Here is a 24,444-nt window from a genome sequence, read left to right on the forward strand (position 1 = left end):
CCCGGGCCGGGGCCGGCCGCCCCCCCCCCCCCCCGGGGGGGGGCCCCGCCCCCCCCCCCCCGGGGCGGGGCCCCCCCCCGACAGGTCAGCCGTCGGAGGCGTGTGGCACGCCGGACGGACTGGCCGAATCGAACGAGTCGATCGCTCAGGCGTTGGTGAGGATGTAGTCCACGGCGTCGCCCACGGTCTTCAGGTTCTTGACCTCGTCGTCCGGGATCTTGACGTCGAAGCGCTCCTCGGCGGCCACGACGACCTCGACCATGGACAGCGAGTCGACGTCCAGGTCATCGGTGAAGGACTTGTCGAGCGCGACATCCTCGGTCGGGATACCGGCGATCTCGTTGACGATCTCGGCGAGACCTTCCAGGACCTCGTCCTTGGTAGCCATACTGGCTGCTCCTCTTCAGTGTTGAACGTGTCCGGCCGGCGGCCGGGCACAGGCTTGTGGGTCTTTGGGCGAAACGCGCCTAGGGGAGCGTAACGACTGCTGCGGCGTACACGAGACCCGCCCCGAACCCGATGATCAGCGCCAGGTCGCCGCTGTGGGCCTCGCCGGTCTCCAGCATGCGCTCCATCGCGAGCGGAATGGAGGCGGCGGAGGTGTTGCCGGTCTCCGCGATGTCACGGGCAACCGGCACCGACTCCGGCAGCTTGAGGGCCTTGATCATGGCGTCGGTGATCCGCATGTTGGCCTGGTGCGGGATGAACGCGCCGAGCTGGTCGGCGGTCACCCCGGCGGCGTCCAGGGCCTGCTGGGCCACCTTGGCCATCTCCCAGACCGCCCAGCGGAAGACCGGCTGGCCGTCCATCCGCAGGGCAGGCCACTTGACGCCCTGGTCCGGGCGCTCGCCCGGACCGTTGACGGCGTCGGGCTTGGCGAAGGCGGTGTCCCAGGCCTCGGTCTGGGTGATCACGTCCGCCTGCGAGCCGTCCGAGCCCCAGATCAGCTTGCCGATGCCGGGGGTGTCGGACGGACCGACGACCACGGCGCCGGCGCCGTCGCCGAAGATGAAGGCGGTCGAGCGGTCCGACTGGTCGGTCAGGTCGCTGAGCCGCTCGACGCCGATCACCAGCACGTACTCGGCGTTGCCGCCGCGGATCATGCCGTCGGCCAGGCCCAGGCCGTAGCCGAAGCCGGCGCACGCGGCCGAGATGTCGAAGGCCGGGGCGGTGCCGCAACCGAGCCGCTCGGCGATCTCGGTGGCGATCGCGGGGGTCTGCTTGAAATGCGAGACGGTCGCGACGATCACGCCGCCGATCCGGTCGGCGGAGATCCCGGCCTGGGCGATCGCCTTCCCGGCGGCCTGCACCGACATCTCGGAGACGGTCTCCTCCGGGCCGGCCCAGCGCCGCTCGGCGATCCCGCTGCGGGTGCGGATCCACTCGTCCGAGGAGTCGATCCACTCCAGGACCTCGGCATTGGGAACCACCCGGACCGGGCGGTAGCCGCCGACGCCGAGGATGCGCGAGTACTGCGCACCCGTGGCGGGACGGATCTGGGGCTTGGTCATGCCTTGAACTCCTGCTCCTGACCGCCGTGCTCCGCGACGAGCGCGCGGGCCTTGTCCAGATCGGCGGGGGTCTTGAGGGCGAGCGTGGCCACACCCTTGAGGTTGCGCTTGAGCAGCCCGGTGAGCGTGCCCGCGGGGGACAGCTCGATCACGGCCGTCGCGCCCAGCTGCCCGAGCGTCTCCATGCACAGGTCCCAGCGGACCGGGTTGGAGACCTGCGACACCAGGCGCGCCAGCACCTCGGCGCCGGAGCCGACCACCTCGCCGTCCTTGTTGGAGACGAAGCGGACCTGCGGGTCGGCCGCGGCCAGGGTCGGGGCCAGCTCGGCCAGCCGCTCGACGCCGGGGGCCATGTGCTCGGTGTGGAACGCGCCGGCGACCTTCAGGGCGATCAGCTTGGCGCCGGTCGGCGGGTCCGCCTTCAGCGCCTCCAGCTGGGCCAGCGTGCCGGCGGCGACGATCTGGCCGCCGCCGTTGTTGTTGGCCGCGGTCAGGCCGTGTTCGGCCAGCTTCGCGGCGACCAGCTCCGGGTCGCCGCCGAGGACGGCGGTCATGCCGGTCTCGGTGACGGCGGCGGCCGAGGCCATGGCCCGGCCGCGCTCACGGACGAAGGCCAGCGCGTCGTGGGCGCTGAGCACTCCGGCACCGGCGGCGGCGGTGATCTCGCCGACGCTGTGGCCGGCCACGGCGCCGACCTGCTTGCGGGCGAGCTCCTCGTCCGGGAAGAGCGCACGGGCGGTCACCAGGCCGGCCGCGACCAGCAGCGGCTGGGCGACGGCGGTGTCCTTGATCTCCTCGGCGGACGCCTCGGTTCCGGCGTGCACCAGGTCGAGCCCGGCGGCCTCCGACCAGCCGCGCAGGCGGTCGGCGACACCGTCGAGCTCCAGCCAGGAGCTGAGGAATCCGGGGGACTGGGCACCCTGTCCAGGGGCGACGATTACGAGCACGGTTCAACCCTCTCTCGCCAGGCGCCCAGGGGCGGGTAGGCGACGGTAACGAAGAAAACCATCCGGGATTGTATGGTCCCTACACTCCGGCTCAGCCGGGCTCCCCGGCGGCGGTGAGTCGGCCGAGGGCCAGTGCGATCCGCAGGGTGAACGCCGAACGTACGTCGGAGGGGGCGTACCCCGTGACGTCGGTCACACGTCGTAGCCGGTAGCGCACCGTGTTGGGGTGGACGAAGAGCATCCGGGCCGCGCCCTCCAGCGAGGAGGCCTGCTCCAGGTAGACGCTCAGCGTCTCCAGCAGCGCGGAGCCCGCCTCGTCCAGCGGTGTGTAGATCTCCTCCACCAGCTGGCGGCGGGCGGCCTGGTCGCCGGCCAGGGCCCGTTCGGGCAGCAGGTCGTCCGCCAGCACCGGGCGGGGGGCGTCCGGCCAGGCGGCGCAGGCGCGCAGCCCGGCTGCGGCGGCGTGCGCCGAGCGGGTCGCGGACAGCAGGTCGGGCACGGTCGGGCCGATCACCACCGGGCCCGGCGCGAACTGGCCGATCAGCGCCCGGGCGGCGTGCACCGGCTCCTTCTCGCCGCCGACCACGACCACCAGGCGCTTGCCCAGCACCCCGGTCAGCACGTTCAGCTTGGCGTACCGGGCGGCCCGGCGGATCGCCTCGACGACCAGCTCGCTGTCGCCGTCCGGGGCGCTGCCCATCACCACCCGGACCTGGCTGGGCTGGCCCCAGCCGAGCGCCGCGGCGCGGGAGAGCACGCCCTCGTCGGCGTCGCCGGACAGCAGCGAGTTGACCACCAGCGCCTCCAGCCGGGCGTCCCAGGCGCCGCGCGCCTCGGCCGCCTGGGCGTACACCTGGGCGGTCGCGAAGGCGATCTCCCGGGCGTAGACCAGCACCGACTCGCGCATGTCCGCCTCGTCGCCGGGGGCGGCCACCTCCTCGATGGCCTCCTCCATCACCTCGATCGTGGTGCGGATCAGCTCCACGGTCTGGCGCAGGGTGATCGCCCGGGTCAGCTCGCGCGGGGCGGTGCCGAAGACGTCGGTGGAGATCGCCCGGGCGGCCTCCGGGTGGCGGTACCACTCGGTGAAGGCGGCGATACCGGCCTGGGCGACCAGGCCGATCCAGGAGCGGTGCTCCGGCGGCATCCGCCGGTACCAGCCGAGCTGGTCGTCCATCCGCGAGATCGCGGCGGTGGCCAGCTTGCCCGAGGACTTCTCCAGCCGCTTGAGCGTCGCGGCCCGGCGCTCGGCGCGCTCGGCGGCGTTTCTGCGCTCCTGGGCCGTCAGCCGGGGCGCGGGGCGACCGGGGCGGTCGCGGGCGGTCCGGGGAGCCGGGCTCTTCCCGGCCGGTTCGGGGGCGGGACTGGGTTCGCTCTTGGAGTTCGCGGAAGCGGCTGGCACAAGGACAAGACTGCCTCACGCGAGTGACTGCTCGTGCACACCCCCCGGCGGAGCGGCACGGTGGCAAGGGTCACAGTCGCGCCTCGGAGGGCGCGTCGGAGCCGGGAGCGGTGGGCGGCGGGCGGCGGAGGAGCGCCGGAGGGAGCGCCGGGGGGAAGAACGCCGGCACCCGCTCCCGAGCGCCCGGAGCGGGCCGGTGCGGAGGCTACGGTGGGGCGCGTGACCGACGCCGCTGACCGCCCCCGCGCCGACCTGCGCCGCACCGCCGAGCGCTACCGCTCCACCCCCGCGGAGGGCATCGAGACCCGCCACGCCTTCTCCTTCTCCGGTCACTACGACCCCAGGAACACCCACTTCGGCGCGCTGCTCGCGTGCAACGAGGAACTCCTCGCCCCCGGTGCCGGGTTCGACGAGCACAAGCACCGGGACACCGAGATCCTCACCTGGGTACTGGAGGGCGCCCTGGCCCACCGGGACTCCCACGGCCACGGCGGGGTGGTCCGGCCGGGGATGATCCAGCACCTCGGCGCGGGCTCCGGCGTCACCCACACCGAGCGCAACGTCGGTGGTGCCACCGTCCCGGTCCGCTTCGTCCAGATGTGGCTCCAGCCGGACGAGTTCGACGCGCCGCCGGTGTACGGGCTGCGCGGGGTGGAACCGGCGGACGGCGGGTTGACGCTGCTCGCCTCCGGGCTGGAGCGCGACGCCGGGACGGACGCCCTGCGGCTGCGCCGCCGCGACGCCGCGCTCTGGCTGGCCACCGCCGGCCCGTGGCAGCCGCTGCCCGCGCTGCCCGAGGCCCCTTGGCGGTACGCGCACCTGACGGCCGGCTCGCTGGGCTACCGGACGATCCCCGGGCCCAAGGGCGGCGGCCGCTCGATGGTGCCCGGCGACAGCGTGCGGATCACCGGCGAGGCCTTCGCCGACCCGACGGCGGGCGAGACCGGCGCGGAACTCCTGCTCTGGGAGATGCACTCGCCGGTCTCGTACGGGTAGGCCCGTTCGACGACGGGTGGGCCCGTTCGACGACGGGTGGGCCCGCCCGTCCACGGGCCCGCCCGTCCGTCGGGATCCTGCCAGGGCCGGGTCAGCCGGCGAGTTCGGCGAGCACCGCGTCGGAGAGGGCCGGCCAGACCTCCGCCGCCCACGGGCCGAAGTCCCGGTCGGCGAGGGCGACACAGGCCACGCCCGCCCGCGGGTCGACCCACAGGAAGGTGCCGGACTGGCCGAAGTGGCCGAAGGTGGCGGGGGAGTTGGCGGCGCCGGTCCAGTGCGGGGTCTTGCCGTCGCGGATCTCGAAGCCCAGGCCCCAGTCGTTCGGGCGGCGGTGGCCGTAGCCGGGCAGCACTCCGCCGGTGCCGGGGAAGGCGACCTCGCGGGTGGCCTGCCGGACGGTGGACGGGTCCAGCAGCTTGGGCGACTGCAGCTCGGCGGCGAACCGGGCGAGGTCGGCGACGGTGGACAGGCCGCCGGCGCCGGCCGGGGACTTGTGCGCGGTGTTGATCAGGGTGTCGGTCATGCCCAGCGGCTCGAACACCGCCTCGGCGACGTAGCGGGAGAACTCGATCCCGGCGGCCTCGGACAGCGTCCGGGCCAGCACGTCGAAGCCCGCGTTGGAGTACAGCCGGCGGTTGCCGGGCTCGGCGAACACCCGGTCCTCGTCGAAGCCCAGGCCGGAGGTGTGCGCCAGCAGGTGGCGGACGGTCGCGCCGGGCGGCCCGGCCGGGTCGTCCAGGTCGAACACGCCCTCCTCGACCGCGACCAGCGCCGTGTACGAGGTGAGCAGCTTGGTCACCGAGGCCAGCGGGAACAGGTGCTGCTGCGGCCCGTGCGCGCCCAGCACCGCGCCGTCGGCCCCCCGGACCACCGCCGCCGCGGCATGGGGCACCGGCCAGTTCTCGATCACACGCAAGCTCTTCATGGGGCCCGACTGTAGCCGTGGCGGGAGACTGGGTTCTGTCCGGCCGGACAGAACCTGGTGGCGGGGGCACCCGGCTGCGGGGCCCGCCGGGCTTGCTTGGAGTGCACTCCAACTCGGTAGCGTCGTTCCCGTCGCACCAGACAGGGGGAGAACGTCCGATGGCCACACCCGCACGAATCGAGATCGACCTGCGCAGCTGCACCGAGGTGTACAGCAGCCCGGTCGGCGATCCGGACCGGACCCCGCGGCACACCATCAGCGAGGTCGCCGCCGCCAGCGGGCTGACCGCCCACACCCTGCGCTGGTACGAGCGGATCGGCCTGCTCGACCCGGTCGACCGCGCGGTCGGCGGGCAGCGCCGCTACTGCGACGCCGACCTGCACCGGCTGGCCTTCCTGGGCCGGCTGCGGCTGACCGGCATGTCCGTGGCGGACATGCTCAAGTACGTGGACATGGCCCGCCAGGGCGAACGGACCTACGAGGGGCGGCGCCTGCTGCTGGAGGCCCAGCGCGAAGAGGTGCGGCAGCGGATCGCCGACCTCCAGGCCACCCTCACCGTCCTCGACTACAAGATCGACCTCTACGCCGGGAAGGTCGCCGCAAGCGCCCCGGCCCACCGCCAGTACAACCGTGAAGAGGAAGTGCAGAGCGCATGACCCACCCCCTCCTTCCCACCGTCGAACTCGGCACCGCCGGCCCGCTGGTGGGCGTCCAGGGCCTCGGCTGCATGGGCATGAGCGAGTTCTACGGCCCGACCGACGCCGACGAGGCGCTCGCCACCCTGGACGCCGCGCTGGAAGCCGGCGTCACCCTCTACGACACCGCCGACATGTACGGCTTCGGCCGCAACGAGGAGTTCGTCGGCCCGTTCGTCCGGGCCAACCGCGACAAGGTGGTGATCGCCACCAAGTTCGCCATCGAGCGCTCGGAGGACGACCCGACCCGGCGCGGCATCCGCAACGACCCGGCGTACATCCGGGCCGCCGCCGACGCCTCGCTGCGCCGCCTCGGCGTGGACGAGATCGACCTGTACTACATGCACCGCCGCAACCCGGACGTCCCGCTGGCCGAGTCCGTCGGCGCGATGGCCGACCTGGTCCGGGCCGGGAAGGTGCGCCACCTCGGCCTGTCCGAGGTGACCGGGGCCGAGCTGCGCGAGGCGCACGCGGTCCACCCGATCGCCGCGCTGCAGTCCGAGTGGTCGGTGTTCGCCCGCGACGTCGAGCGTTCGGCGGTGCCGGCCGCGGCGGAGCTGGGCGTCACCTTCGTGCCGTACTCGCCGCTCGGGCGGGGCTTCCTCACCGGCGCCTTCCAGGACGCCGGGAAGCTCGCCGACAGTGACTTCCGGCGCACCCACCCGCGCTACACCGGCGACAACGCGGCCGCCAACGTCGAACTGCTCGCCCCGCTGCGGGAGATCGCGGCGGCCCACGGTGTGACGCTCGCCCAGGTCGCGCTGGCCTGGGTGCACCAGCGGGCCGAGGTGCACGGGCTCACCGTCGTGCCGATCCCGGGCACCCGCAAGCGCAGCCGCCTCGCCGAGAACACCGCGGCGGCGACGCTGCGGCTCACCGCCGAGGAGCTGGCGCTGCTGGAGCCGGTGTCCGGGCGGGTGGCGGGGGACCGCTACGCGGACATGAGCTTCACCTCGGTCGGCCGGGAGTAGCCGGCCGCGGGCAGCGGGCCCGGGGTGTCGCCGACGCCCCGGGCCCGTCGTCCGTTGTCCGTCGTCCGTTCTGTGCCGTCCGTTGTGCGCCGTCCGTTGGGGGCTGCCCGCCGCTCAGGGCCTGCGGCCCATCCAGGCGGCCAGTCGGGCGTGCACGTCGGCGTCCTCGGCGACCGGCTGGACCTCGGCGAACGGGCCGCCCTCGACGCGGCTCTCGGGCGGCAGGACGGCCCGGGCGATGGCCAGGGCGGCCCCTGCCAGGGCGTCGTCCGGCGCGAAGCCGTTGTCCAGGCTGGTGGCGATGTCGCCGGTGTGGGTCACCGCCTCCATCAGGTAGCCGCCGACCGCGGCGCCGCCGGGCACCTCGCCCCAGGGCGCGAAGGTCGGGCGGCCGAGCTTGGCGTCGTCCGCCCAGGCGGCCGCCGCCCGGGCGCGGGCCCGGCCCAGCGCGGCCGGCCAGCCCTGGTCCGAGGGGTCCTCGACGGCCGGCACGATGTCCTCGTAGCGGCCGCCCTCGCCCAGGTAGGCGAAGCGGTGGATGCCGCCGACCACGTGGTTCAGCAGCTCGCGCAGCGTGAACCCGGTACACGGGGTGGGCCGGCCGAGGTCGGCCGGGGTGATCGTGGCGACCAGCTTCTCCAGCTGGTCGAGGGCGAGCAGGTACTGCGGGCGGGCGTCCTGGACGGCGTTCATGTGCGGTCAACTCCCCGTTGTAGGGCTGTCTTTCGGGCTCGGAACGCAATCTCCCAGTAAAACCTGACAAGTGCCGTCAGGATTACTGGGATTCTTGGCGCATGAAGGCCGACCGCCTGCTCTCCATCCTCCTGCTGCTCCAGACCCGCGGCCAGGTGTCCGCCACCGAGCTCGCCGAGCGGCTGGAGGTGTCCGTCCGCACCATCTACCGCGACGTGGAGTCGCTCTCCGCCGCCGGGGTGCCGGTGTTCACCGAACGCGGCCGGCACGGCGGCATCGGCCTGCTGCCCGGCTACCGCACCGACGTCACCGGGCTGACCGCCGACGAGGCCCGGGCGCTGTTCGTGCTCTCCGCCCAGGGCGCCCACAGCGACCTCGGGCTGGACGGCGCGCTCGGCTCGGCGCTGCGCAAGGTGATGGCGGCCCTGCCCGCCCCGCACCGCCCGGCCGCCGAACGGATCAGCGAGCGGATCCTGGTCGACCCGGCCCGGTGGATGCACGGCACCGCGTCCCCCGCCGGGGCCGGGCCGGACCTGGGCGAGCTGCAGTACGCGGTCTTCGCCGACCGGCGGCTGCGGCTGCGCTACCGGCACAGCGGCACGCCCGCGCCGGTGGAGTACACCGTCGACCCGTACGGGCTGGTGAGCAAGGCCGCGGTCTGGTACCTGGTGGCCGACCTGAACGGGGAGCCCCGGCTGTTCCGGGCCGACCGGGTACTGGCCGCCGAGACCACCGAGGAGGTGGTGCGCCGCCGGTCCGGGGTGGGGCTCGGCGACGTGTGGGCGGTGCTGCGCGACCAGATCGAGCGGCTGCCCAAGGAGGTGCCGGTGCGGGTCCGGGTCCGGCGCGGGCGGCTGGACCTGTTCCTGCGCATCCACGGCGGGCGGGTCGCCGCGCAGCCGCCGGAGGCGGGCATCGGGCCGGCCGAGGACTGGGTGGAGGTGGCGATGGTCTTCCCGGCCCCGGCGGCGGCCCGTTCGCTGCTGGCCCTCGGCGCGGACGTCGAGGTGCTGGCCCCGCCGGCCGCCCGGCGCGAGCTGGCCCGGGCGGCGGCGGAGGCGCTGCGGCTGTACCACGAGCAGCCGTCGTAGTGCGGCCGGCCGTGACGGCTCGACGGCTGGGCCGTGGTTAGGAGTTGGGGGTGGTGCGGACCACGTCCGGGTAGTCGCCGAGCGAGATCGCCGCGAAGTTGTGCAGGCTGTCGGTGCCCTCGGTGAAGTACCCGTTGTGGCCGACCGCGCGGGCCGAGGAGATCTGCTCGGCGCCGAAGCCGCCGCCGGTCGGGTCGGCGCCGTGGCCGAGCTTGCCGACCTCCAGGAACGGGACGTTGCCGATCCAGTCGCTGGGGTTGCGGGCGGCCCAGACGTGCACGCCGTCGCCGAGGTCGGCGGTGCTCTGCACGCCCATGCCGGGGCTGCCGAACACCATCATGTCGGTGATGCCCGAGGTGTCGGACGGCGAGGAGGCCGCGCGCGGGATCTTCGGGGCGGCGGTGCCGCAGACCACCGAGCCGTACGAGTGGCAGAGCAGCGACGGGGGCGCGTCCGGCCGGGTGGTCTCCTTGAGCCCGGCGAGCAGCCGCTCCAGCCGGGGCGCGGCGACGTCGGCGAGCCGGGAGGTGGCCGCGTCCGGGCCGAGACCGGAGGGGGTGACGTAGCCGGTCCAGGAGATCACGGCGGTCCGGGTGCCGGGCGCCTGGCGCTGCTCCTCGGCGTACAGGGCGCGGGCCATGCCGGCGGGCGAGCGCAGCGGCTCGGCGGTCTGGTCGAAGTGGCCGAGGTCGGCGTCCGAGCCGGGGACGAGCACGGAGACCCGTTCGGCGTCGGCGAGGTCGCCCCACACCTCGGTGACCAGGCCGCGGCCGCGCGGGTCGAAGGCCAGGACCTGCCGGCCGGGGGCGAGCAGGTGGTCGACGTCGTTGGCGCGGGAGACGGCCAGGGCGCGGGTGTCGGAGTCGAGCTTGCGGTCGGCGGCGCGGCCCAGGGCGGCGTCGCGCTCGGCGGCCAGGGCGATCCGGTTGGCGCGGTAGCGCAGCTCCAGCGGGGCGCCGTCGTAGTTGCCGACGACGAGCGGGTACTCCTGGATCAGCCGGTCCAGCTCGGTGGGCGCGAGCGACGCGAAGAACGCGGCGGCGGCGGCCGGGGTGGTGGTGGCCGGGTCGGGCAGGACGCGGCCGAACGAGTGGTCCTGGATCCAGGCGGCACTGCCGGCCGGAGGCGTGGAGATCGCCAGCTGCTCGGAGGAGACCGCGGCGGCGGCGGCCGAGGCGCCGGCGTCGGCGAGCACGGCGCAGCCCGCGAACGCCCCGACCAGTACCCGCTTCCAGCGTCGACGGTTGCGCACCGCACCAACTCCCTTGGGGCCCGTCACCGTTTCGCGGGCGGTGCCCGGAGGGTGCGATAGAACTGCTGACTTCCCTGCGCAAGCCTAGGGCGCCCGAAGGGGTGGCGGGCGCGGCTAAACTGTGGGATGGATCACATGAACCGGGGGTGTCCGCCCGACGTCTCCCAGTGGTTCGGACCGTGCCCCGTACGGCTGTCCGCTCAGGCGTCGAACGCCCGGACCAGCCGTTTCGGCGCCGTCCGCCGCCAGGCCTCGGTGACCAGGTCGCGCAGCTCCTCCGCGTCGACCAGGCCGAGCCGGACGCTCACCCAGCCGTGCCGCCCGACGTAGGGGGCGGAGGAGAACACCTCGGGCTCGGCAGCGAGCAGTTCGGCCTGGTCCTCGCGCGAGGCCTTGACGGTGACGCGGTCGCCGTCGGGCGCGCCCATCGCGAAGATCCGGCCGCGGACCCGCAGCGTCTCGATGTCCCAGGTCGGCTCCTGGGCGGCCTCCGGCAGGGCCAGGGCCATCGCGCGGAACTCGTCGAACGTCACCATGGCGGCAGGGTAGAGCAGGGCACCGACAACGCGCCCCCGGCGCGAGGGCGCGGGAGACGCCGAAGGGGCGTGGACCGGCCGGTCCACGCCCCTGCTGTGCCTCGTTCCGTCACACCACGCCCAGCGCGTACGCCGCGAACAGCGCCGCCGCCGCGCCGGCCACCGCCTTCCCGGCCCGGGAGAAGGACGTCCACGGCCCGTCGAACCGCCGGGTGAACCACCCGATCGCCACCAGCGCCGCCCCGAACAGCGGAAGCAGCGCCAGCCGGGCGGCCACCCAGCCGAGCGAGTCCGGCGCGGTGGTCAGCCCCGGGACGGCGCCCAGGCCGGCCGCGCCGGGCACCGCCACCGCGAGCATCGCGCTCTGGTGCCAGCAGAAGATCGTCATCGCCGACAGGTTGACCGCCACCACCGGCAGCCACAGCAGCGGACGGCGGGTCAGCAGCCGGCCCAGCCGCTCCCGCAGCAGCACCGCGGCGCCGCACTGGACCGCCGCCAGGGCGAGCACCAGCAGGGACGGCGGGTGCGAGTTGGTGCGCTCGACCCCGGGCACGCCGACCATGCTGGCCGGGTAGTGGAACACCACCAGCAGTACGGCGAACAGCGCGCCGCCGCCGAGCAGCAGCACCCGGGCCGCCGGGCGGCCGAGCCGGCCCTGCGCCCAGAGCACGCCCAGCTGGTAGCCGAACAGCCAGCCCGGCAGGATGTTCAGCAGCGCGACCCAGGACGGCACGGCCTCGGCCCACGGCCCGTACCGCAGCAGGTCGACGGCGGCGACCGAGGCCACCAGCAGGCCCGCCGACCAGCCGCCCAGCCGGCGCCCGGCGGCCACGCAGAGCGGGGTGAGCGCGGTCAGCCCCAGGTAGACCGCGATGTACCAGAGCGGCTGCACCACCAGCGTCGCGCCGGTGCGCACGGTGTCGTCGGGGACGCCGAGCGCGGGCAGCAGCGGGATCAGCAGCGCCCAGACGGCCGCCACGCCGAGCACCGGCCGCAGCAGCCGGACGGTACGGCCGCGCAGCCAGTCGCCGGGGGTCACGCTCCGGGCGCGGGCCCGTTCCAGGGAGCGGACCGAGGAGTGGCCGCCGACCAGGAAGAACACCCCGAGCATCTGGAGGCCCCAGCTGAGCGGGGCGAAGAAGCCGAGCGAGGAGAGCGGGCTGGCGTTGTGCAGGGCGCCGTCGGCGGAGAGGGTGAAGCCGCCGAGCATCCAGTGCCCGACCGGCACGGCGAGCAGGGCGAGGGCGCGCAGCCCGTCCAGGGCGCGGTCACGGGTGGCGGGGGTCTTGGCGTCGACCTGCCGGGCGGCGTGGCGCAGGGCGCCGAGGGGGTTGGCCATGGTGGTGGTGCTCCTTCCGGTGCGGACGGACGGTCAGGCGCGGCCGAGGGCGACGGCGGCGTAGGCGGCGAGCGAGGCGGTGCCGGGGGCGAAGTAGCCGGTGTGGCCGTGGGATCCGGTGGCGGGCAGCGGGCGGGCGCCGAAGCCGGGGGCTGTCGGGTCGGCGCCGTGGCCGAGGCCGAGCAGCCGGACGTTGGGCACGTCGCCGATCCAGTCGGAGCCGTTGCGGGCGGTGGCCCAGAGCGGGACGCCGGGGTCGAGGTCGGCGGCCGAGTCGACGCCCATGCCGGGCGAGCCGAGGACCACCACGCCGGAGGCCCGGGCGGGGGTGGGGCGGGCCAGGCCGCAGACCACCGAGCCATAGCTGTGGCAGAACACGGTGGCCGGGGCCTGCGGGCGGGTGGTGGCGGCGAGTCCGTCGAGCAGCCGGGTCAGCCGGCTGGCGCCGGCCCGGGCGAGGTCCTCGGTGGCGGCGTCGGGGCCGAGGCCGACCGGGGTGGTGTAGCCGGCCCAGGCGATCACCGCGGTCCGCCCGTCGGTGGCCCGGTACAGCGCTTGGGCCATGCCGGCGGGGGTGCCGTACGGGTCGGAGGCGCGGTCGAAGGAGAGCAGGTCGATGTCGGAGCCGGGGACGACCACGGCGGTGCGGGCGGCGGTGGCGAGGTCGCCGTACACCTCGGCGACCTGGCCGCGGCCGCGCGGGTCGAAGGCGAGGACCTGGCGGCCGCCGTCCAGCAGGGTGCGGTAGCGCTCGGCGCGGGTGCGGGCGGCCTGGTGGTCCTGCGGGGTGAGGGCGGGGTCGGTGGCCCGGGCGAGTTCGCGGGTGCGTTCGGCGGCGAGGGCCAGGGCGTTGGCCCGGTACCGGAGTGCGACCGGGGCGCCGTCCAGGTTGCCGACCACCAGCGGGTACCGGGCGGCCAGCGCGTCCTGCCGGGCCGGGGCCGCTGCGGCGAAGAACGCGGCGACGTCGGCCGGGGAGGCGGTGACCGGGTCGGGCGGTCGCGGGCCGGGCGAGGCGTCCGCGGCGAAGGCGGCGCTGCCGGGCGGCGGGCCGGTGACCGGGGTCTGGGTGTCGGCGGCCCAGCCGCCGGCGCCGAGCACTGTGGCCAGGGCCACCGCAGTGGCGGCGATCGCGTGCCTGGCCCGAAATCCGCGCATGTCCCGTTTCTCCCTCGTCCGTTCGGTTCCGACGGAGAGGAAGGTAGGAATGCGACGGCCCCGCGGACGTCACACCGCGGGGCCAAGTCCCGGGTGCTACCCGGGTATCAGGGGGATAACCCCCCTCACTGACCGGGGGTCACCAGGCCCGACTCGTAGGCCAGCACCACGGCCTGGGCGCGGTCGCGCAGGTCGAGCTTGGCGAGGATGCGCCCGATGTGGGTCTTGACGGTCTGTTCGGCGAGCACCAGCCCGGCGGCTATCTCCTGGTTGGACTGGCCGCGGGCGATCAGCTCCAGCACCTCGGTCTCGCGCGGGGTGAGGCCGTTGAGCCGCACCTTGGGGTCGCGGCGCTTGGCCGGGCGGGTGCGGGCGAAGTCCTCGATCAGCCGGCGGGTCACCGAGGGGGCGAGCAGCGCCTCGCCGGCCGCGACGACCCGGACCGCGGCGATCAGGTCGGCGGGCGGGGCGTCCTTGAGGAGGAAGCCGCTGGCCCCGGCGCGCAGCGCCTCGTACACGTAGTCGTCGACGTCGAAGGTGGTCAGCATCAGCACCTTGGGCCGGTGCGCGCCGGGCACGGCGGGGGAGAGCAGCCGGCGGGCCGCCTCCAGTCCGTCCATGACGGGCATCCGGACGTCCATCAGCACCACGTCCGGGTGGGTGCGGCCGGTGACCTCCAGGGCCTGGGCGCCGTCCGCCGCGTCGCCCACCACGTCGATGTCGCTCTGCGCGTTGAGCAGGGCGGCGAAGCCCGCGCGCACCATGGCCTGGTCGTCGACGATGATCACGCGGATGGTCATGCGGTGGTCTCCCGGGGGGTGTCTGGGCGGTCGGGCGGGTCGAGCGGCAGGACGGCGGCCACCTTGAAGCCGCCGTCCGGCAGCGGACCGGTGTCCAGCCTGCCATTCACCAGCCGCACCCGTTCGCGCATTCCTACCAGGCCCTGCCCGGTGCCCTCGACCGAGGCCTCCAGTGACTCGGTGCGCTCCGGCGGGGCCGCGTTGACCACGGTGACCAGCAGCGCCGGGCCGTCCGAGGAGAGCGAGACCCAGGTCCGCGCGCCGGGGGCGTGCCGCACCACGTTGGCGAGCGCCTCCTGGACGATCCGGTACGCGGAGAGGCCGACGGCCTGCGGGACGGCCTCCACCAGGCCGTCCGCCACGGTCAGTTCGGCCGGCACCCCGGCCCGTCCCACCGTCTCGACCAGCTGGGCGAGTTGGCCGACCCCGGGCTGCGGGGCCGTCTCCCCGCCGGACTCCTCGCTGCGCAGCACGCCCAGCAGCCGGCGCATCTCGGCGAGCGACTCGCGGGCGGTCCCGGCGATCGCGGTGAACTCCTCGGCGGCCGCCGGCGGCACCTCGGCGATCCGGTACGGCGCGCTGGCGGCCTGTACCGCGATCACCGACATGTGGTGGGCCACCACGTCGTGCAGCTCCCGGGCGATCCGGGCGCGCTCCTCCAGCAGGGTGCGCCGTTCCCGCTCGAACTCGCTGATCTGCTCCTGCTCGGTGAGCAGCCGGCGGGCCACGGCGCGGTCCCGGACGGCCCAGCCGAGCAGCAGCGCGGCCCCGCTGAGGGCGATCAGCAGCATGGTGGTGCCGTCGCCGGCCCGGGGCAGGCCGAGGGTGGTGGTCAGCGCGGTGAGCAGGACGGTGGCGGCCCAGACCGAGAGCAGGGTGGCCCGGCTCTCCCGCAGGGCGAGGGCGACCAGCAGGAAGACGTACGAGAGGATCATCGGCGCGGTCCACGGCCAGGTGCCGCCGTTCTGGTCGTACCTGGCGGTGATGGCGGCGGTGGCGACCAGGGTGCCCGCGCTGATCCACCAGGCGGCCAGCGGCCGGCTGATGGCGAGCAGCAGCGGCATCGTCTGGGCGACGGTGAGCGCGCCGGCCACCGGGAGCACCAGGCCGAAGGAGCCGACCAGGGTGGCTATCCCGGTGGGGATCAGCGAGGCCAGCATGATCACCGCGACGACGTACGGCAGTCGCCGCGCCCAGCGCCGGGGCGACTCCCCGAGCATCGGGGTGTGGCCGGGGCTCGGGGTGGTGAGGTGGTGCCAGAAAGCGCGCAGCAGGCGCAGGGCGTGGTGGCGGAGGTCGGTGGCGGTGAGGTTCTTCATCGCGGGCCAGCCTAGGAGGGCCGGCCCGCCCCGGGCGTCGCACTGGAGCGCGAACTTCCGGGGGCTACCCGGGTACGGGGTGATACCCGGGTATGACGGGCGGCGCCTCCGGCGGTCGTACGGGCCGGTGGCGCGGGCCGGTCGTACGGGCCGGTCGTACGAGCCGACGGCGCGGGCCCGGCGGCGGGGGCCCGGCGGCGCGGGCGGGTGCTAGCGCCAGTGTTCGGCCAGGGCGGGGCCGAGCTGGTCGAAGTAGCGGACGATCACGGAGACCATGCCCTCCGGGCCGGCGGGCTCCTGGTCGGGCGTCCAGGACAGGTGCGCGGCGCGCAGCACGCTGCCGAAGACGGCGGCGAGCACGGTGGGGCGCAGGTCCCGGGCGGGGTCGACGCCCTCGCGCTCGGCGAGCACCTGGACGACCAGCCGCTCCTGCTCGGTGACCCGGCGCAGGTGGGCGGCGAGCAGGGTGGGCGTCTCCTCGATCATCCGCATCAGTTCCAGGGCGGTGGTGATCGAGTGCGGGCCGGTGCGCTGTTCGGCGCCGAGTTCGCGCCAGGCCTGGACGATCGAGGCGCGCAGGGCCTGGAGCGGGGTCTCCTCGGCCGGGCGGCGGCGCAGGCACTCGATGAAGTAGTCCTCGGCGTCGGCCATGACGGCGAGCGCGACCTCGTCCTTGTTGGCGAAGTAGCGGAAGAAGGTGCGCTGGGAGACGTCGACGGTGGAGGCGATCTCGTCGACGGTCGTCCGGGCGAAGCCCTGGCCGAGGAAGAGCGCGTGGGCGGCCTGGACCAGGGAGTCCCGGGTCTGCTGCTTCTTGCGCTCACGCAGTCCGGGCGGCCGGCCGGGGTCCTCCGGGCTGCCGGTGGGACGAGGGGGGTGAGCGGCCATGGCGGGGGCCTTCCGGGGCGCGGGGTGGCGGGTGGGAGCACAACCTTAGCGGTCTGACAAATGTCAGTAATGGCCAGAAGTCACTGTTTGCCGAATGTCAGTGGCTGACATAATCTGCCGCGAGTGGCGCCCGTCGGGCCGGGGCACCTGTGGGGACGGGTGGGCCGGGGCGCCACGACCACGTTCCGAACGAGCACGCCCCGGAGGGCCCCGATGAGCCAGTCCGTCGTCAAGAACGCCGAGGCGGACCTGCCGCCGCAGCGCAAGCCGCCGTCCGGGGGTGGTCTCAAGGGGCACCCCTGGCTGACCCTGCTGACCGTCGCGGTCGGCGTCATGATGGTCGCGCTGGACGGCACGATCGTCGCCATCGCCAACCCGGTGATCCAGGAGAAGCTGCACGCGGCGCCCTCCGAGATCCAGTGGGTCACCAGCGGCTACCTGCTCGCCCTGGCGGTGTTCCTGATCACCGCCGGCAAGATCGGCGACCGGTTCGGCCACAAGAACACCTTCCTGGTCGGCGCGGTCGGCTTCGCCGCCACCTCGGCCGCGATCGGCTTCGCGGGCAACATCCAGACCGTGATCGCCTTCCGGGTGCTCCAGGGCCTGTTCGGCGCGCTGCTCCAGCCGGCCGCGCTCGGCCTGCTGCGCGGGGCCTTCCCGGCCGAGAAGCTCAACATGGCGATCGGCATCTGGGGCGGCGTGATCGGCGCCTCCACCGCGGCCGGCCCGATCGTCGGCGGCCTGCTGGTCGAGCACGTCAGCTGGGAGTCGGTGTTCTTCATCAACATCCCGGTCGGCCTGATCGCGCTGGCCCTCGGCCTGTGGATCCTGCGGGACGTGCGGGCCGAGAAGGCCGCCAAGTCCTTCGACGTGCCCGGCATCGTGCTGCTGTCGGTGGGGATGTTCGCGCTCGTCTTCGGCATCATCAAGGCCCCCGAGTGGGGCTGGGGCGACTCGAAGACGCTGCTGTACCTGGGCGGCGCGGTGCTGCTGATGGTGCTCTTCGCGGTCTGGCAGGGCAAGGCGCGGGAGCCGCTGATCCCGCTCAGCCTGTTCCGCTCGGTGCCGCTGTCGGCGGGCGTCCTGCTGATGGTGCTGATGGCCTTCGCGTTCTTCGGCGCGATCTTCTTCGTGACCTTCTACCTGCAGAACGTGCACGGGATGAAGCCGGTCGAGGCCGGCGTCCACCTGCTGCCGATGACCGGCATGATGATCGTCGGCTCCCCGCTGGCCGGCCTCGCGATCGGCAGGCTCGGCCCGCGGATCCCGATCGTGGCCGGCATGCTCATCACCACCACCGCGATGTTCGGCATGTCCACCCTGGACACCGGCTCCGGCACCGGCGTGATGTCGCTCTGGTTCGTCCTGATGGGCCTGGGCATCAGCCCGGTCATGGTCGGCGCCACCGAGGTGATCGTCGGCAACGCCCCGCTGGAGCTGTCCGGCGTGGCCGGCGGACTCCAGCAGTCCGCGATGCAGGTCGGCGGCAGCCTCGGCACCGCGGTGCTGGGCGCGCTGATGGCCGCCAAGGTCGGCGACGCGCTGCCCGGCAACTGGGCCAAGGCGGGCCTGCCGCCGGTCCAGGGCGCCGACGCTGAGGGCCTCAAGCAGGCCGCCCAGCTCGGCATCGCCCCGCCGTCCCCGGCCGGCACCCCGCAGCAGGTGGTGGACGCGATGGCCGGCGCCGTCCACGAGTCCTTCGTCAGCGGCATGTCGCTCGCCTTCGCGGTCGCCGCCGTGGTGGCCTTCGCCGCCGCCGTGCTCGGCCTGCTCACCCGGCGCGGCAGCACCGACGCGGGCCCGGCCGTGCACATCTGACCCGCGCCCGCGCCCGTACCCGCGCCCGCGCCCGCCACGGCCCCGGACTCCACCGAGTCCGGGGCCGTCGTGCTGTCCGGGCGTGGCCGCCCGGCGGGCCCGGTGCTCAGACGCGGGTGAGGGCCACCAGCGGGACCGTCCGGGCCGCCGTGCGGTAGCCCGCGAACTGGGGCTGGGCGGCGATCTGGCGGGCCCAGAGCGCCTCGTGCTCGGCCGGGTCGACGGTGGCCGCCAGGGCCGGGTAGCGCTCCGCGCCGACCTCGACGGTGACCTCGGGGTGGGCGACCAGGTTGCGGTACCAGACCGGGTCCTGCTCGCTGCCGCCGTTGGAGGCGAAGACCACCAGCCGCCCGCCGTCCGTGAGGTGGACCAGCGGGGTGGTGCGCGGCTCGCCGCTGCGGGCGCCGACCACGGTGAGCAGCAGCAGCGGGGCGCCGGCCAGCTCGCCGCCCACCTCGCCCTGCCGGGTGCGGAACTCGGCGATCACGTTCCGGTTGAACTCGCCCGCGCCGTCGGCGGGTTCGGGGTGTCGGTGGTTCACGGTCGGGTTCGTCATGCCGACGACAGTAGGCCCTGACACCGGTGTGAGGCTCCAGTTTTCCGGGTCCGGCCGGCGCCGCCGCCCGTCCGGGACGACACCGGAGGGCGGACGCCGAGGCGCCGCGGGTCGGAGGGCCGACGCCGAAGGGCCGGACCCCCGTACGGGAGTCCGGCCCCTCAGTGCCTGTCAGTGCCTAGCGGGCGATCAGGCCTCGCCGCCGGCGGCGCCCGGGTCGGCCGCGGCCACGTCGAGCAGCTGGTAGCGGTCGATCGCGTCCTTCAGCGCCGAGCGGTCGATCTTGCCCTGCTTGGCGAGCTCGGTGAGCACGCCCAGGACGACCGACTGCGCGTCGATGTGGAAGAAGCGACGGGCCGCGCCGCGGGTGTCGGCGAAGCCGAAGCCGTCGGCGCCCAGCGACTGGTACTGGCCCGGCACCCAGCGGGCGATCTGGTCCGGCACCGCGCGCATCCAGTCGGACACCGCGACGAACGGACCCTCGGCACCCTGGAGCTTCCGGGTGACGTACGGCACGCGCTGCTGCTCCTCGGGGTGCAGCAGGTTGAACTCCTCGGTCTCCACCGCGTCGCGGCGCAGCTCGTTCCAGGAGGTCGCGGACCAGACGTCGGCCTTGACGTTCCACTCCTCGGCGAGGATGCGCTGGGCCTCCAGGGCCCACGGCACGGCCACGCCGGAGGCGAGGATCTGGGCCGGGATCTGGCCGGCGGTGGCCGGCGCGTACCGGTGCAGACCCTTGAGGATGCCCTCGACGTCCACGTTCTCGGGCTCGGCCGGCATCTTGATCGGCTCGTTGTAGACGGTCATGTAGTAGAACACGTCCTCGCCGTGCGGGTGCTCGGCACTGGTGCCGTACATCCGCCGCAGACCGTCCTGGACGATGTGCGCGATCTCGAAGCCGTACGCCGGGTCGTACGCGACGACGCCGGGGTTGGTCGAGGCCAGCAGGTGCGAGTGGCCGTCGGCGTGCTGCAGGCCCTCACCGGTCAGGGTGGTGCGGCCGGCGGTGGCGCCGATCACGAAGCCGCGGGCCAGCTGGTCGGCCATCTGCCAGAACTGGTCGCCGGTGCGCTGGAACCCGAACATCGAGTAGAAGACGTACACCGGGATCAGCGGCTCGCCGTGGGTGGCGTAGGAGGAGCCGGCGGCGATCAGCGAGGCGGTGCAGCCCGCCTCGGAGATGCCGTCGTGCAGCATCTGGCCGGTCGGCGACTCCTTGTAGGCCAGCAGCAGGTCGCGGTCGACCGACTCGTAGGTCTGGCCCAGCGGGTTGTAGATCTTCGCCGACGGGAAGAGCGAGTCCATGCCGAAGGTGCGGTACTCGTCGGGCGCGATCGGCACGAAGCGGTTGCCGATGCCCTTGTCCCGCATGAGGTCCTTGAGCACCCGGACGAACGCCATGGTGGTGGCGATGGTCTGGTTGCCGGACCCCTTCTTGACCGCCTTGTACGCGTCGTCGCCGGGCAGCTCCAGCGGACGCGGACGCACCTTGCGGGTGGGCACGTAGCCGCCCAGCTCGCTGCGGCGGTCGTGCATGTACTGGATCTCTTCCGAGTCGCGGCCCGGGTGGTAGTAGGGCGGGTAGCCCTCGTCGAGCTGCTTGTCGGTGATCGGCAGGTGCAGCCGGTCGCGGAAGCGCTTCAGGTCCTCGACCGTCAGCTTCTTCATCTGGTGGGTGGCGTTGCGGCCCTCGAAGTTGGGGCCCAGCGTCCAGCCCTTGACCGTCTGGGCGAGGATGACCGTCGGCTGGCCCTTGTGCTCGCGGGCCGCCTTGAACGCCGCGTAGATCTTCTTGTGGTCGTGGCCGCCGCGACCCAGGTGCTGGATCTGCTGGTCGGTCATGTTCTCGACCATGGCGCGCAGACGGAGGTCGCCGCCGAAGAAGTGGTCGCGGATGTACTGGCCGGTCTCGGTCGCGTAGGTCTGGAACTGGCCGTCCACCGTGGTGTTCAGCTTGTTGACCAGGACGCCGTCGCGGTCCTGCGCGAGCAGCGGGTCCCAGCTGCGGTCCCAGACCAGCTTGATCACGTTCCAGCCGGCGCCCCGGAACTGGGACTCCAGCTCCTGGATGATCTTGCCGTTGCCGCGGACCGGGCCGTCCAGGCGCTGGAGGTTGCAGTTGACCACGAAGGTCAGGTTGTCCAGGCCCTCGCGGGCGGCCAGGGAGAGCTGGCCGAGCGACTCGGGCTCGTCCATCTCGCCGTCGCCGAGGAAGGCGTACACCTGCGAGTCGGAGGTGTCCTTGATCCCGCGGTGCTCCAGGTAGCGGTTCATCCGGGCCTGGTAGATCGCGCCGAGCGGGCCGAGGCCCATCGAGACGGTCGGGAACTCCCAGAAGTCCGGCATCAGCCGCGGGTGCGGGTAGCTGGACAGGCCGTACGGGGCCTTCGACTTCTCCTGGCGGAACGCGTCGAGCTGCTGCTCGGACAGTCGGTCCAGCAGGAAGGCGCGGGCGTAGATGCCGGGGGAGGCGTGGCCCTGGAAGAAGATCTGGTCGCCGGACTCGCCCTCGGCGTCCTTGCCGCGGAAGAAGTAGTTGAAGCCGACGTCGTAGAGCGACGCGGAGGAGGCGAAGGTGGCGATGTGGCCACCGACGCCGATGCCGGGGCGCTGTGCCCGGGAGACCATGACGGCCGCGTTCCATCGCGTCGCGTTCAGGATCTTGCGCTCGATCTCCTCGTTGCCGGGGAAGAACGGCTCGTCCTTGGTGGCGATGGTGTTGACGTAGTCCGTGCTGCGCATCTCGGGCACGGCGACACGCTTCTCGCGGGCGCGCTCGATCAGCCGCAGCATCAGGTAACGGGCACGCTCACGCCCCCGCTCGTCGATGGCCGCATCGAGCGACTCCAGCCATTCCGCGGTCTCCTCGGGATCGAAGTCCGGGACCTGACTCGGAAGGCCGCCAATGATGATCGGGTTGCGATCGGATCCGGAAGCCACGCTGTTCCTTCACTGTCGGTCGAAACTGAGGTGTGTCGCGCCGCCTCCATCGTGCTACCGCGTTCGGAGATCCGTCATCTCTACCGATCGGTAACCGATCCGCCCGGTGGGCGGTCCGGTCTGGTGGTGCACGGCGCGGGCGTGTCCGTCCGCTCCGCACACCCCCGGGTGTTACGAAAAGAGGTGGTCCGACCTGGTGTCCCGTCCGCCCGATGGCGGGCGGCCGGGGTGAGGGCCAACAGGAGACTCTACGCCCGCGCACGCGCGGACCCCGAATGCCGTTCGCATCTCGGGCACACGTACGGCCTGTGGGCCGGGACCACCCGAAGCATCCTTGTCCCATGCAGAGAAGGGCAAATCGGTGTGATTCGCGCCACGCCCGACGGCGTGTCCCGGTGCGACACGTCAACCTTTGGGGGGGATCGGGGGTCGGGTACTTGCGCGAACCGCCGCGCCCGTGTGGACTACGGCCACAGCCCCGGCATGGATGCCGGGCCGAATACTGGAGGTTATTCCCGTGAGCGCGACCGCGGACCCCGCGGACAAGTCCAACCCGGCGAGCCGTCTCAACTTCGAGAGCGGCCAGATCGTCCAGGAGCTCGGGTTCGACGAAGACACTGACCAGGATCTCCGCGAGGGCATCGAGGAGATCACCGGGACGGATCTCGTCGACGAGGACTACGACGACGTCGCGGACGCCGTCCTGCTGTGGCACCGCGACGACGACGGGGACCTCACCGACTCCCTCGTCGACGCGCTGGAGTACCTCGCCGAGGGCGGCGTCATCTGGCTGCTGACCCCCAAGACCGGGCGGGACGGCCACATCGAAGCCTCGGACATCAACGAGGCGGCGCGGACGGCGGGTCTCTCGCAGACCAGCTCGATCAACATCGCCAAGGACTGGGCGGCCACCCGGCTCGCCACCAAGTCGACGGCGAAGCCGGCCGCCGGCAAGCGCTGAACGGGTTCTGAAGCCCCGCCCCGGGCCCCGTCGGAGTCACCTCCGGCGGGGCCCGACGCATGCCGGGGGTCCGGCCCCGCCCGGTCCTGCCCGGTCCGCGACTGGTCCCCGTCCGGCCCCTGTGCGGCCTTTCGCCCGGTCGCTGCCCCCGGCCGCCGGCCCCGGCCGAACGGACGGCGGGGCGTTCGCCCAGGGCGAACGCGGAGGGTGCCCGGCGGCCCCGCCTCATCCGTTCGGCCGAACGTCCGTAAGCGAATGCGAGGATGTGGCCTGCTGCGCCCGCCGCGCGGCGCGGTCGCGTCAGAAAGGTCCCGCTCATGGCCATCGAGGTCGGCACCCAGGCTCCGGACTTCGAGCTCAACAACCAGCACGGCGAGACGGTCCGGCTCGCCGACTTCCGCGGCGGGAAGAACGTCGTCCTGGTCTTCTACCCGTTCTCCTTCACCGGCGTCTGCACCGGCGAGCTGGGGGCGATCCAGCGCGAGCTGGCCGGGCTGCAGAACGACGGGGTGCAGGTGCTCGGCCTCTCCTGCGACTCGCAGTTCTCCCAGCGCGTCCTCGCCGACCGGGAGGGCCTGGAGTTCCCGCTGCTCGCCGACTTCTGGCCGCACGGCGAGGTCGCCCGTGCCTACGGCGTCCTCGACGAGGAGCGGGGCTGCCCGCTGCGCGGCACCTTCGTGATCGACACGGCGGGCACGGTGCGCTGGAGCGTCGTCAACGGCCTCCCGGACGCCCGGGACGAGCAGGAGTACCTGAAGGTCCTCGCCGGGCTCTGAGCCCCGCGCCGGAGCCGCCCGGCGGCCGTCCCGGACCGGTGCCCGCACCCGCCCGGCCGGGTATCGAACGGTCGTGTCCGACCCGATCACGGGTGCGGACGGGAACCGCGTACTACGCTCGGGCCGTTGGCGGGGTGGGGCGCGGGAGCGATTCGGCTCCCGGGTCCCGGACCGCACCACCGGGGGCACCACTGGACGTGCCTCCCGATTCTTGGAGGACACGTGGGAGTCAGCCTCAGCAAGGGCGGCAACGTCTCGCTCACCAAGGAGGCGCCCGGGCTCACGGCCGTGGTCGTCGGCCTGGGCTGGGACGTCCGGACCACCACCGGTGCGGACTTCGACCTGGACGCCAGCGCCCTGCTCTGCAACGCCCAGGGCAAGGTCGCCTCGGACGGCAACTTCGTGTTCTTCAACAACCTGAAGAGCCCGGACGGCTCGGTCGAGCACACCGGCGACAACCTCACCGGCGAGGGCGAGGGCGACGACGAGGCGATCAAGGTCAACCTGGCCGGCGTCCCGGCGGACGTGGAGAAGATCGTCTTCCCGGTGTCGATCTACGACGCCGAGAACCGCGGCCAGAACTTCGGCCAGGTCCGCAACGCGTTCATCCGCGTGGTCAACCAGGCCGACAACGCCGAGCTGGCCCGCTACGACCTCTCCGAGGACGCCTCCACCGAGACCGCGATGGTCTTCGGCGAGCTGTACCGCAACGGCGGCGAGTGGAAGTTCCGCGCCATCGGCCAGGGCTACGCCTCCGGCCTGCGCGGCATCGCACAGGACTTCGGCGTCAACGTCTGAGCACCCGTCGGCGCCCTCGGCGCCGCCCGCGCGTCGCTCCCGGGGCGGCCCCGGACCTCTTCGGTCCGGGGC

General features: G+C 73.7%; 23 protein-coding genes. 8 read left to right on the top strand and 15 right to left on the bottom strand.

Annotation, left to right across the window (positions count from 1 at the left end; translation table 11 throughout):
* Positions 1-145: 145 nt before the first annotated feature.
* The 4 genes from ACFQ6N_RS28835 to ACFQ6N_RS28850 form a co-directional block, all read right to left on the bottom strand.
* A complete protein-coding gene (locus ACFQ6N_RS28835; protein ID WP_189918130.1) occupies positions 146-388 on the bottom strand; it encodes an acyl carrier protein in 243 nt (80 codons plus the stop codon).
* Positions 389-467: 79 nt separating this feature from the next.
* Positions 468-1,511 (bottom strand): beta-ketoacyl-ACP synthase III, encoded by a 1,044-nt coding sequence (locus ACFQ6N_RS28840; protein ID WP_380655075.1) that lies wholly within the window; start codon positions 1,509-1,511, stop codon positions 468-470.
* Positions 1,508-2,458: an ACP S-malonyltransferase gene (locus tag ACFQ6N_RS28845; protein ID WP_380655078.1), complete on the bottom strand. Its 951-nt coding sequence runs from the start codon at positions 2,456-2,458 to the stop codon at positions 1,508-1,510. Before ACFQ6N_RS28845 ends, ACFQ6N_RS28840 begins: the two co-directional genes overlap by 4 nt.
* A 91-nt stretch (positions 2,459-2,549) precedes the next feature.
* Complete coding sequence (locus ACFQ6N_RS28850) at positions 2,550-3,746, bottom strand: PucR family transcriptional regulator (RefSeq protein ID WP_380655135.1); 1,197 nt, start codon at positions 3,744-3,746, stop codon at positions 2,550-2,552.
* Between the two features lie 333 nt (positions 3,747-4,079).
* On the opposite strand from ACFQ6N_RS28850, the gene ACFQ6N_RS28855 reads away from it, so the two are divergent.
* The gene (locus ACFQ6N_RS28855; protein WP_380655081.1) at positions 4,080-4,856 is read left to right on the top strand and encodes a pirin family protein; all 777 of its coding nucleotides are present in this window, start codon (positions 4,080-4,082) and stop codon (positions 4,854-4,856) included.
* Between the two features lie 91 nt (positions 4,857-4,947).
* On the opposite strand, the gene ACFQ6N_RS28860 is transcribed toward ACFQ6N_RS28855, so the two are convergent.
* Complete coding sequence (locus ACFQ6N_RS28860; protein WP_380655084.1) at positions 4,948-5,781, bottom strand: serine hydrolase domain-containing protein; 834 nt, start codon at positions 5,779-5,781, stop codon at positions 4,948-4,950.
* A 158-nt stretch (positions 5,782-5,939) separates the two neighbouring features.
* On the opposite strand from ACFQ6N_RS28860, the gene ACFQ6N_RS28865 reads away from it, so the two are divergent.
* Both ACFQ6N_RS28865 and ACFQ6N_RS28870 read left to right on the top strand, forming a co-directional pair.
* Positions 5,940-6,437: a MerR family transcriptional regulator gene (locus ACFQ6N_RS28865; protein ID WP_380655087.1), complete on the top strand. Its 498-nt coding sequence runs from the start codon at positions 5,940-5,942 to the stop codon at positions 6,435-6,437.
* A complete protein-coding gene (locus tag ACFQ6N_RS28870; protein WP_380655090.1) occupies positions 6,434-7,447 on the top strand; it encodes an aldo/keto reductase in 1,014 nt (337 codons plus the stop codon). Before ACFQ6N_RS28865 ends, ACFQ6N_RS28870 begins: the two co-directional genes overlap by 4 nt.
* Positions 7,448-7,561: 114 nt before the next feature.
* Here the strand turns inward: ACFQ6N_RS28870 and ACFQ6N_RS28875 are convergent, their stop codons facing one another.
* Positions 7,562-8,140: a TIGR03086 family metal-binding protein gene (locus ACFQ6N_RS28875; RefSeq protein ID WP_380655093.1), complete on the bottom strand. Its 579-nt coding sequence runs from the start codon at positions 8,138-8,140 to the stop codon at positions 7,562-7,564.
* A gap of 101 nt (positions 8,141-8,241) precedes the next feature.
* Here ACFQ6N_RS28875 and ACFQ6N_RS28880 point away from each other — a divergent pair, with 101 nt between their 5' ends.
* On the top strand, positions 8,242-9,231 hold the full coding sequence (locus ACFQ6N_RS28880) for a helix-turn-helix transcriptional regulator (RefSeq protein ID WP_380655096.1): 990 nt from the start codon (positions 8,242-8,244) through the stop codon (positions 9,229-9,231).
* A gap of 37 nt (positions 9,232-9,268) precedes the next feature.
* On the opposite strand, the gene ACFQ6N_RS28885 is transcribed toward ACFQ6N_RS28880, so the two are convergent.
* The 7 genes from ACFQ6N_RS28885 to ACFQ6N_RS28915 form a co-directional block, all read right to left on the bottom strand.
* Positions 9,269-10,483: an alpha/beta hydrolase gene (locus tag ACFQ6N_RS28885; RefSeq protein WP_380655099.1), complete on the bottom strand. Its 1,215-nt coding sequence runs from the start codon at positions 10,481-10,483 to the stop codon at positions 9,269-9,271.
* 200 nt (positions 10,484-10,683) lie between these two features.
* A complete protein-coding gene (locus ACFQ6N_RS28890; RefSeq protein ID WP_380655101.1) occupies positions 10,684-11,019 on the bottom strand; it encodes an MmcQ/YjbR family DNA-binding protein in 336 nt (111 codons plus the stop codon).
* 109 nt (positions 11,020-11,128) lie between these two features.
* A complete protein-coding gene (locus ACFQ6N_RS28895) occupies positions 11,129-12,358 on the bottom strand; it encodes an acyltransferase (protein ID WP_380655103.1) in 1,230 nt (409 codons plus the stop codon).
* A gap of 33 nt (positions 12,359-12,391) precedes the next feature.
* Entirely contained in the window at positions 12,392-13,516 is a 1,125-nt protein-coding gene (locus tag ACFQ6N_RS28900) for an alpha/beta hydrolase (RefSeq protein WP_380655105.1), read from the bottom strand.
* Positions 13,517-13,641: 125 nt separating this feature from the next.
* Positions 13,642-14,316: a response regulator gene (locus ACFQ6N_RS28905; RefSeq protein WP_380655108.1), complete on the bottom strand. Its 675-nt coding sequence runs from the start codon at positions 14,314-14,316 to the stop codon at positions 13,642-13,644.
* A complete protein-coding gene (locus ACFQ6N_RS28910) occupies positions 14,313-15,635 on the bottom strand; it encodes a sensor histidine kinase (RefSeq protein ID WP_380655111.1) in 1,323 nt (440 codons plus the stop codon). The genes ACFQ6N_RS28905 and ACFQ6N_RS28910 overlap by 4 nt, the downstream gene beginning before the upstream one ends.
* Before the next feature lie 210 nt (positions 15,636-15,845).
* Positions 15,846-16,523, bottom strand: a complete 678-nt coding sequence (locus ACFQ6N_RS28915) for a TetR/AcrR family transcriptional regulator (protein WP_380655114.1) — start codon at positions 16,521-16,523, stop codon at positions 15,846-15,848.
* Positions 16,524-16,736: 213 nt separating this feature from the next.
* Here ACFQ6N_RS28915 and ACFQ6N_RS28920 point away from each other — a divergent pair, with 213 nt between their 5' ends.
* A complete protein-coding gene (locus ACFQ6N_RS28920) occupies positions 16,737-18,341 on the top strand; it encodes an MFS transporter (protein WP_380655117.1) in 1,605 nt (534 codons plus the stop codon).
* 106 nt (positions 18,342-18,447) lie between these two features.
* Here ACFQ6N_RS28920 and ACFQ6N_RS28925 read toward each other — a convergent pair whose 3' ends face one another.
* Together ACFQ6N_RS28925 and aceE are read right to left on the bottom strand one after the other, a co-directional pair.
* Positions 18,448-18,897, bottom strand: a complete 450-nt coding sequence (locus ACFQ6N_RS28925; protein ID WP_380655120.1) for a nitroreductase/quinone reductase family protein — start codon at positions 18,895-18,897, stop codon at positions 18,448-18,450.
* A gap of 189 nt (positions 18,898-19,086) precedes the next feature.
* Complete coding sequence (gene aceE, locus ACFQ6N_RS28930) at positions 19,087-21,837, bottom strand: pyruvate dehydrogenase (acetyl-transferring), homodimeric type (RefSeq protein ID WP_380655123.1); 2,751 nt, start codon at positions 21,835-21,837, stop codon at positions 19,087-19,089.
* 517 nt (positions 21,838-22,354) lie between these two features.
* Between aceE and ACFQ6N_RS28935 the strand changes: the two genes are divergently transcribed.
* The 3 genes from ACFQ6N_RS28935 to ACFQ6N_RS28945 all read left to right on the top strand — a co-directional run bounded on the left by ACFQ6N_RS28935 (position 22,355) and on the right by ACFQ6N_RS28945 (position 24,372).
* Entirely contained in the window at positions 22,355-22,798 is a 444-nt protein-coding gene (locus ACFQ6N_RS28935) for a DUF3052 domain-containing protein (RefSeq protein ID WP_380655126.1), read from the top strand.
* Positions 22,799-23,115: 317 nt separating this feature from the next.
* A complete protein-coding gene (locus tag ACFQ6N_RS28940) occupies positions 23,116-23,574 on the top strand; it encodes a peroxiredoxin (RefSeq protein ID WP_380655128.1) in 459 nt (152 codons plus the stop codon).
* A 222-nt stretch (positions 23,575-23,796) separates the two neighbouring features.
* Complete coding sequence (locus ACFQ6N_RS28945) at positions 23,797-24,372, top strand: TerD family protein (RefSeq protein ID WP_380655130.1); 576 nt, start codon at positions 23,797-23,799, stop codon at positions 24,370-24,372.
* The last annotated feature ends 72 nt before the right edge of the window (positions 24,373-24,444 follow it).

Origin of the sequence: Kitasatospora sp. NPDC056446 (assembly GCF_042796115.1) — a bacterium.
In the GTDB taxonomy this organism is placed as follows: Bacteria; Actinomycetota; Actinomycetes; order Streptomycetales; family Streptomycetaceae; genus Kitasatospora.

Coding starts and splice junctions, on each gene's coding strand:
- ACFQ6N_RS28925 (WP_380655120.1), bottom strand. CDS start 18,897: ATGACGAACCCGACCGTGAACCACCGACACCCCGAACCCGCCGACGGC.
- ACFQ6N_RS28920 (WP_380655117.1), top strand. CDS start 16,737: ATGAGCCAGTCCGTCGTCAAGAACGCCGAGGCGGACCTGCCGCCGCAG.
- ACFQ6N_RS28910 (WP_380655111.1), bottom strand. CDS start 15,635: ATGAAGAACCTCACCGCCACCGACCTCCGCCACCACGCCCTGCGCCTG.
- ACFQ6N_RS28905 (WP_380655108.1), bottom strand. CDS start 14,316: ATGACCATCCGCGTGATCATCGTCGACGACCAGGCCATGGTGCGCGCG.
- ACFQ6N_RS28890 (WP_380655101.1), bottom strand. CDS start 11,019: ATGGTGACGTTCGACGAGTTCCGCGCGATGGCCCTGGCCCTGCCGGAG.
- ACFQ6N_RS28860 (WP_380655084.1), bottom strand. CDS start 5,781: ATGAAGAGCTTGCGTGTGATCGAGAACTGGCCGGTGCCCCATGCCGCG.
- ACFQ6N_RS28865 (WP_380655087.1), top strand. CDS start 5,940: ATGGCCACACCCGCACGAATCGAGATCGACCTGCGCAGCTGCACCGAG.
- ACFQ6N_RS28895 (WP_380655103.1), bottom strand. CDS start 12,358: ATGGCCAACCCCCTCGGCGCCCTGCGCCACGCCGCCCGGCAGGTCGAC.
- ACFQ6N_RS28870 (WP_380655090.1), top strand. CDS start 6,434: ATGACCCACCCCCTCCTTCCCACCGTCGAACTCGGCACCGCCGGCCCG.
- ACFQ6N_RS28875 (WP_380655093.1), bottom strand. CDS start 8,140: ATGAACGCCGTCCAGGACGCCCGCCCGCAGTACCTGCTCGCCCTCGAC.
- ACFQ6N_RS28880 (WP_380655096.1), top strand. CDS start 8,242: ATGAAGGCCGACCGCCTGCTCTCCATCCTCCTGCTGCTCCAGACCCGC.
- ACFQ6N_RS28900 (WP_380655105.1), bottom strand. CDS start 13,516: ATGCGCGGATTTCGGGCCAGGCACGCGATCGCCGCCACTGCGGTGGCC.
- ACFQ6N_RS28840 (WP_380655075.1), bottom strand. CDS start 1,511: ATGACCAAGCCCCAGATCCGTCCCGCCACGGGTGCGCAGTACTCGCGC.
- ACFQ6N_RS28915 (WP_380655114.1), bottom strand. CDS start 16,523: ATGGCCGCTCACCCCCCTCGTCCCACCGGCAGCCCGGAGGACCCCGGC.
- ACFQ6N_RS28940 (WP_380655128.1), top strand. CDS start 23,116: ATGGCCATCGAGGTCGGCACCCAGGCTCCGGACTTCGAGCTCAACAAC.
- ACFQ6N_RS28835 (WP_189918130.1), bottom strand. CDS start 388: ATGGCTACCAAGGACGAGGTCCTGGAAGGTCTCGCCGAGATCGTCAAC.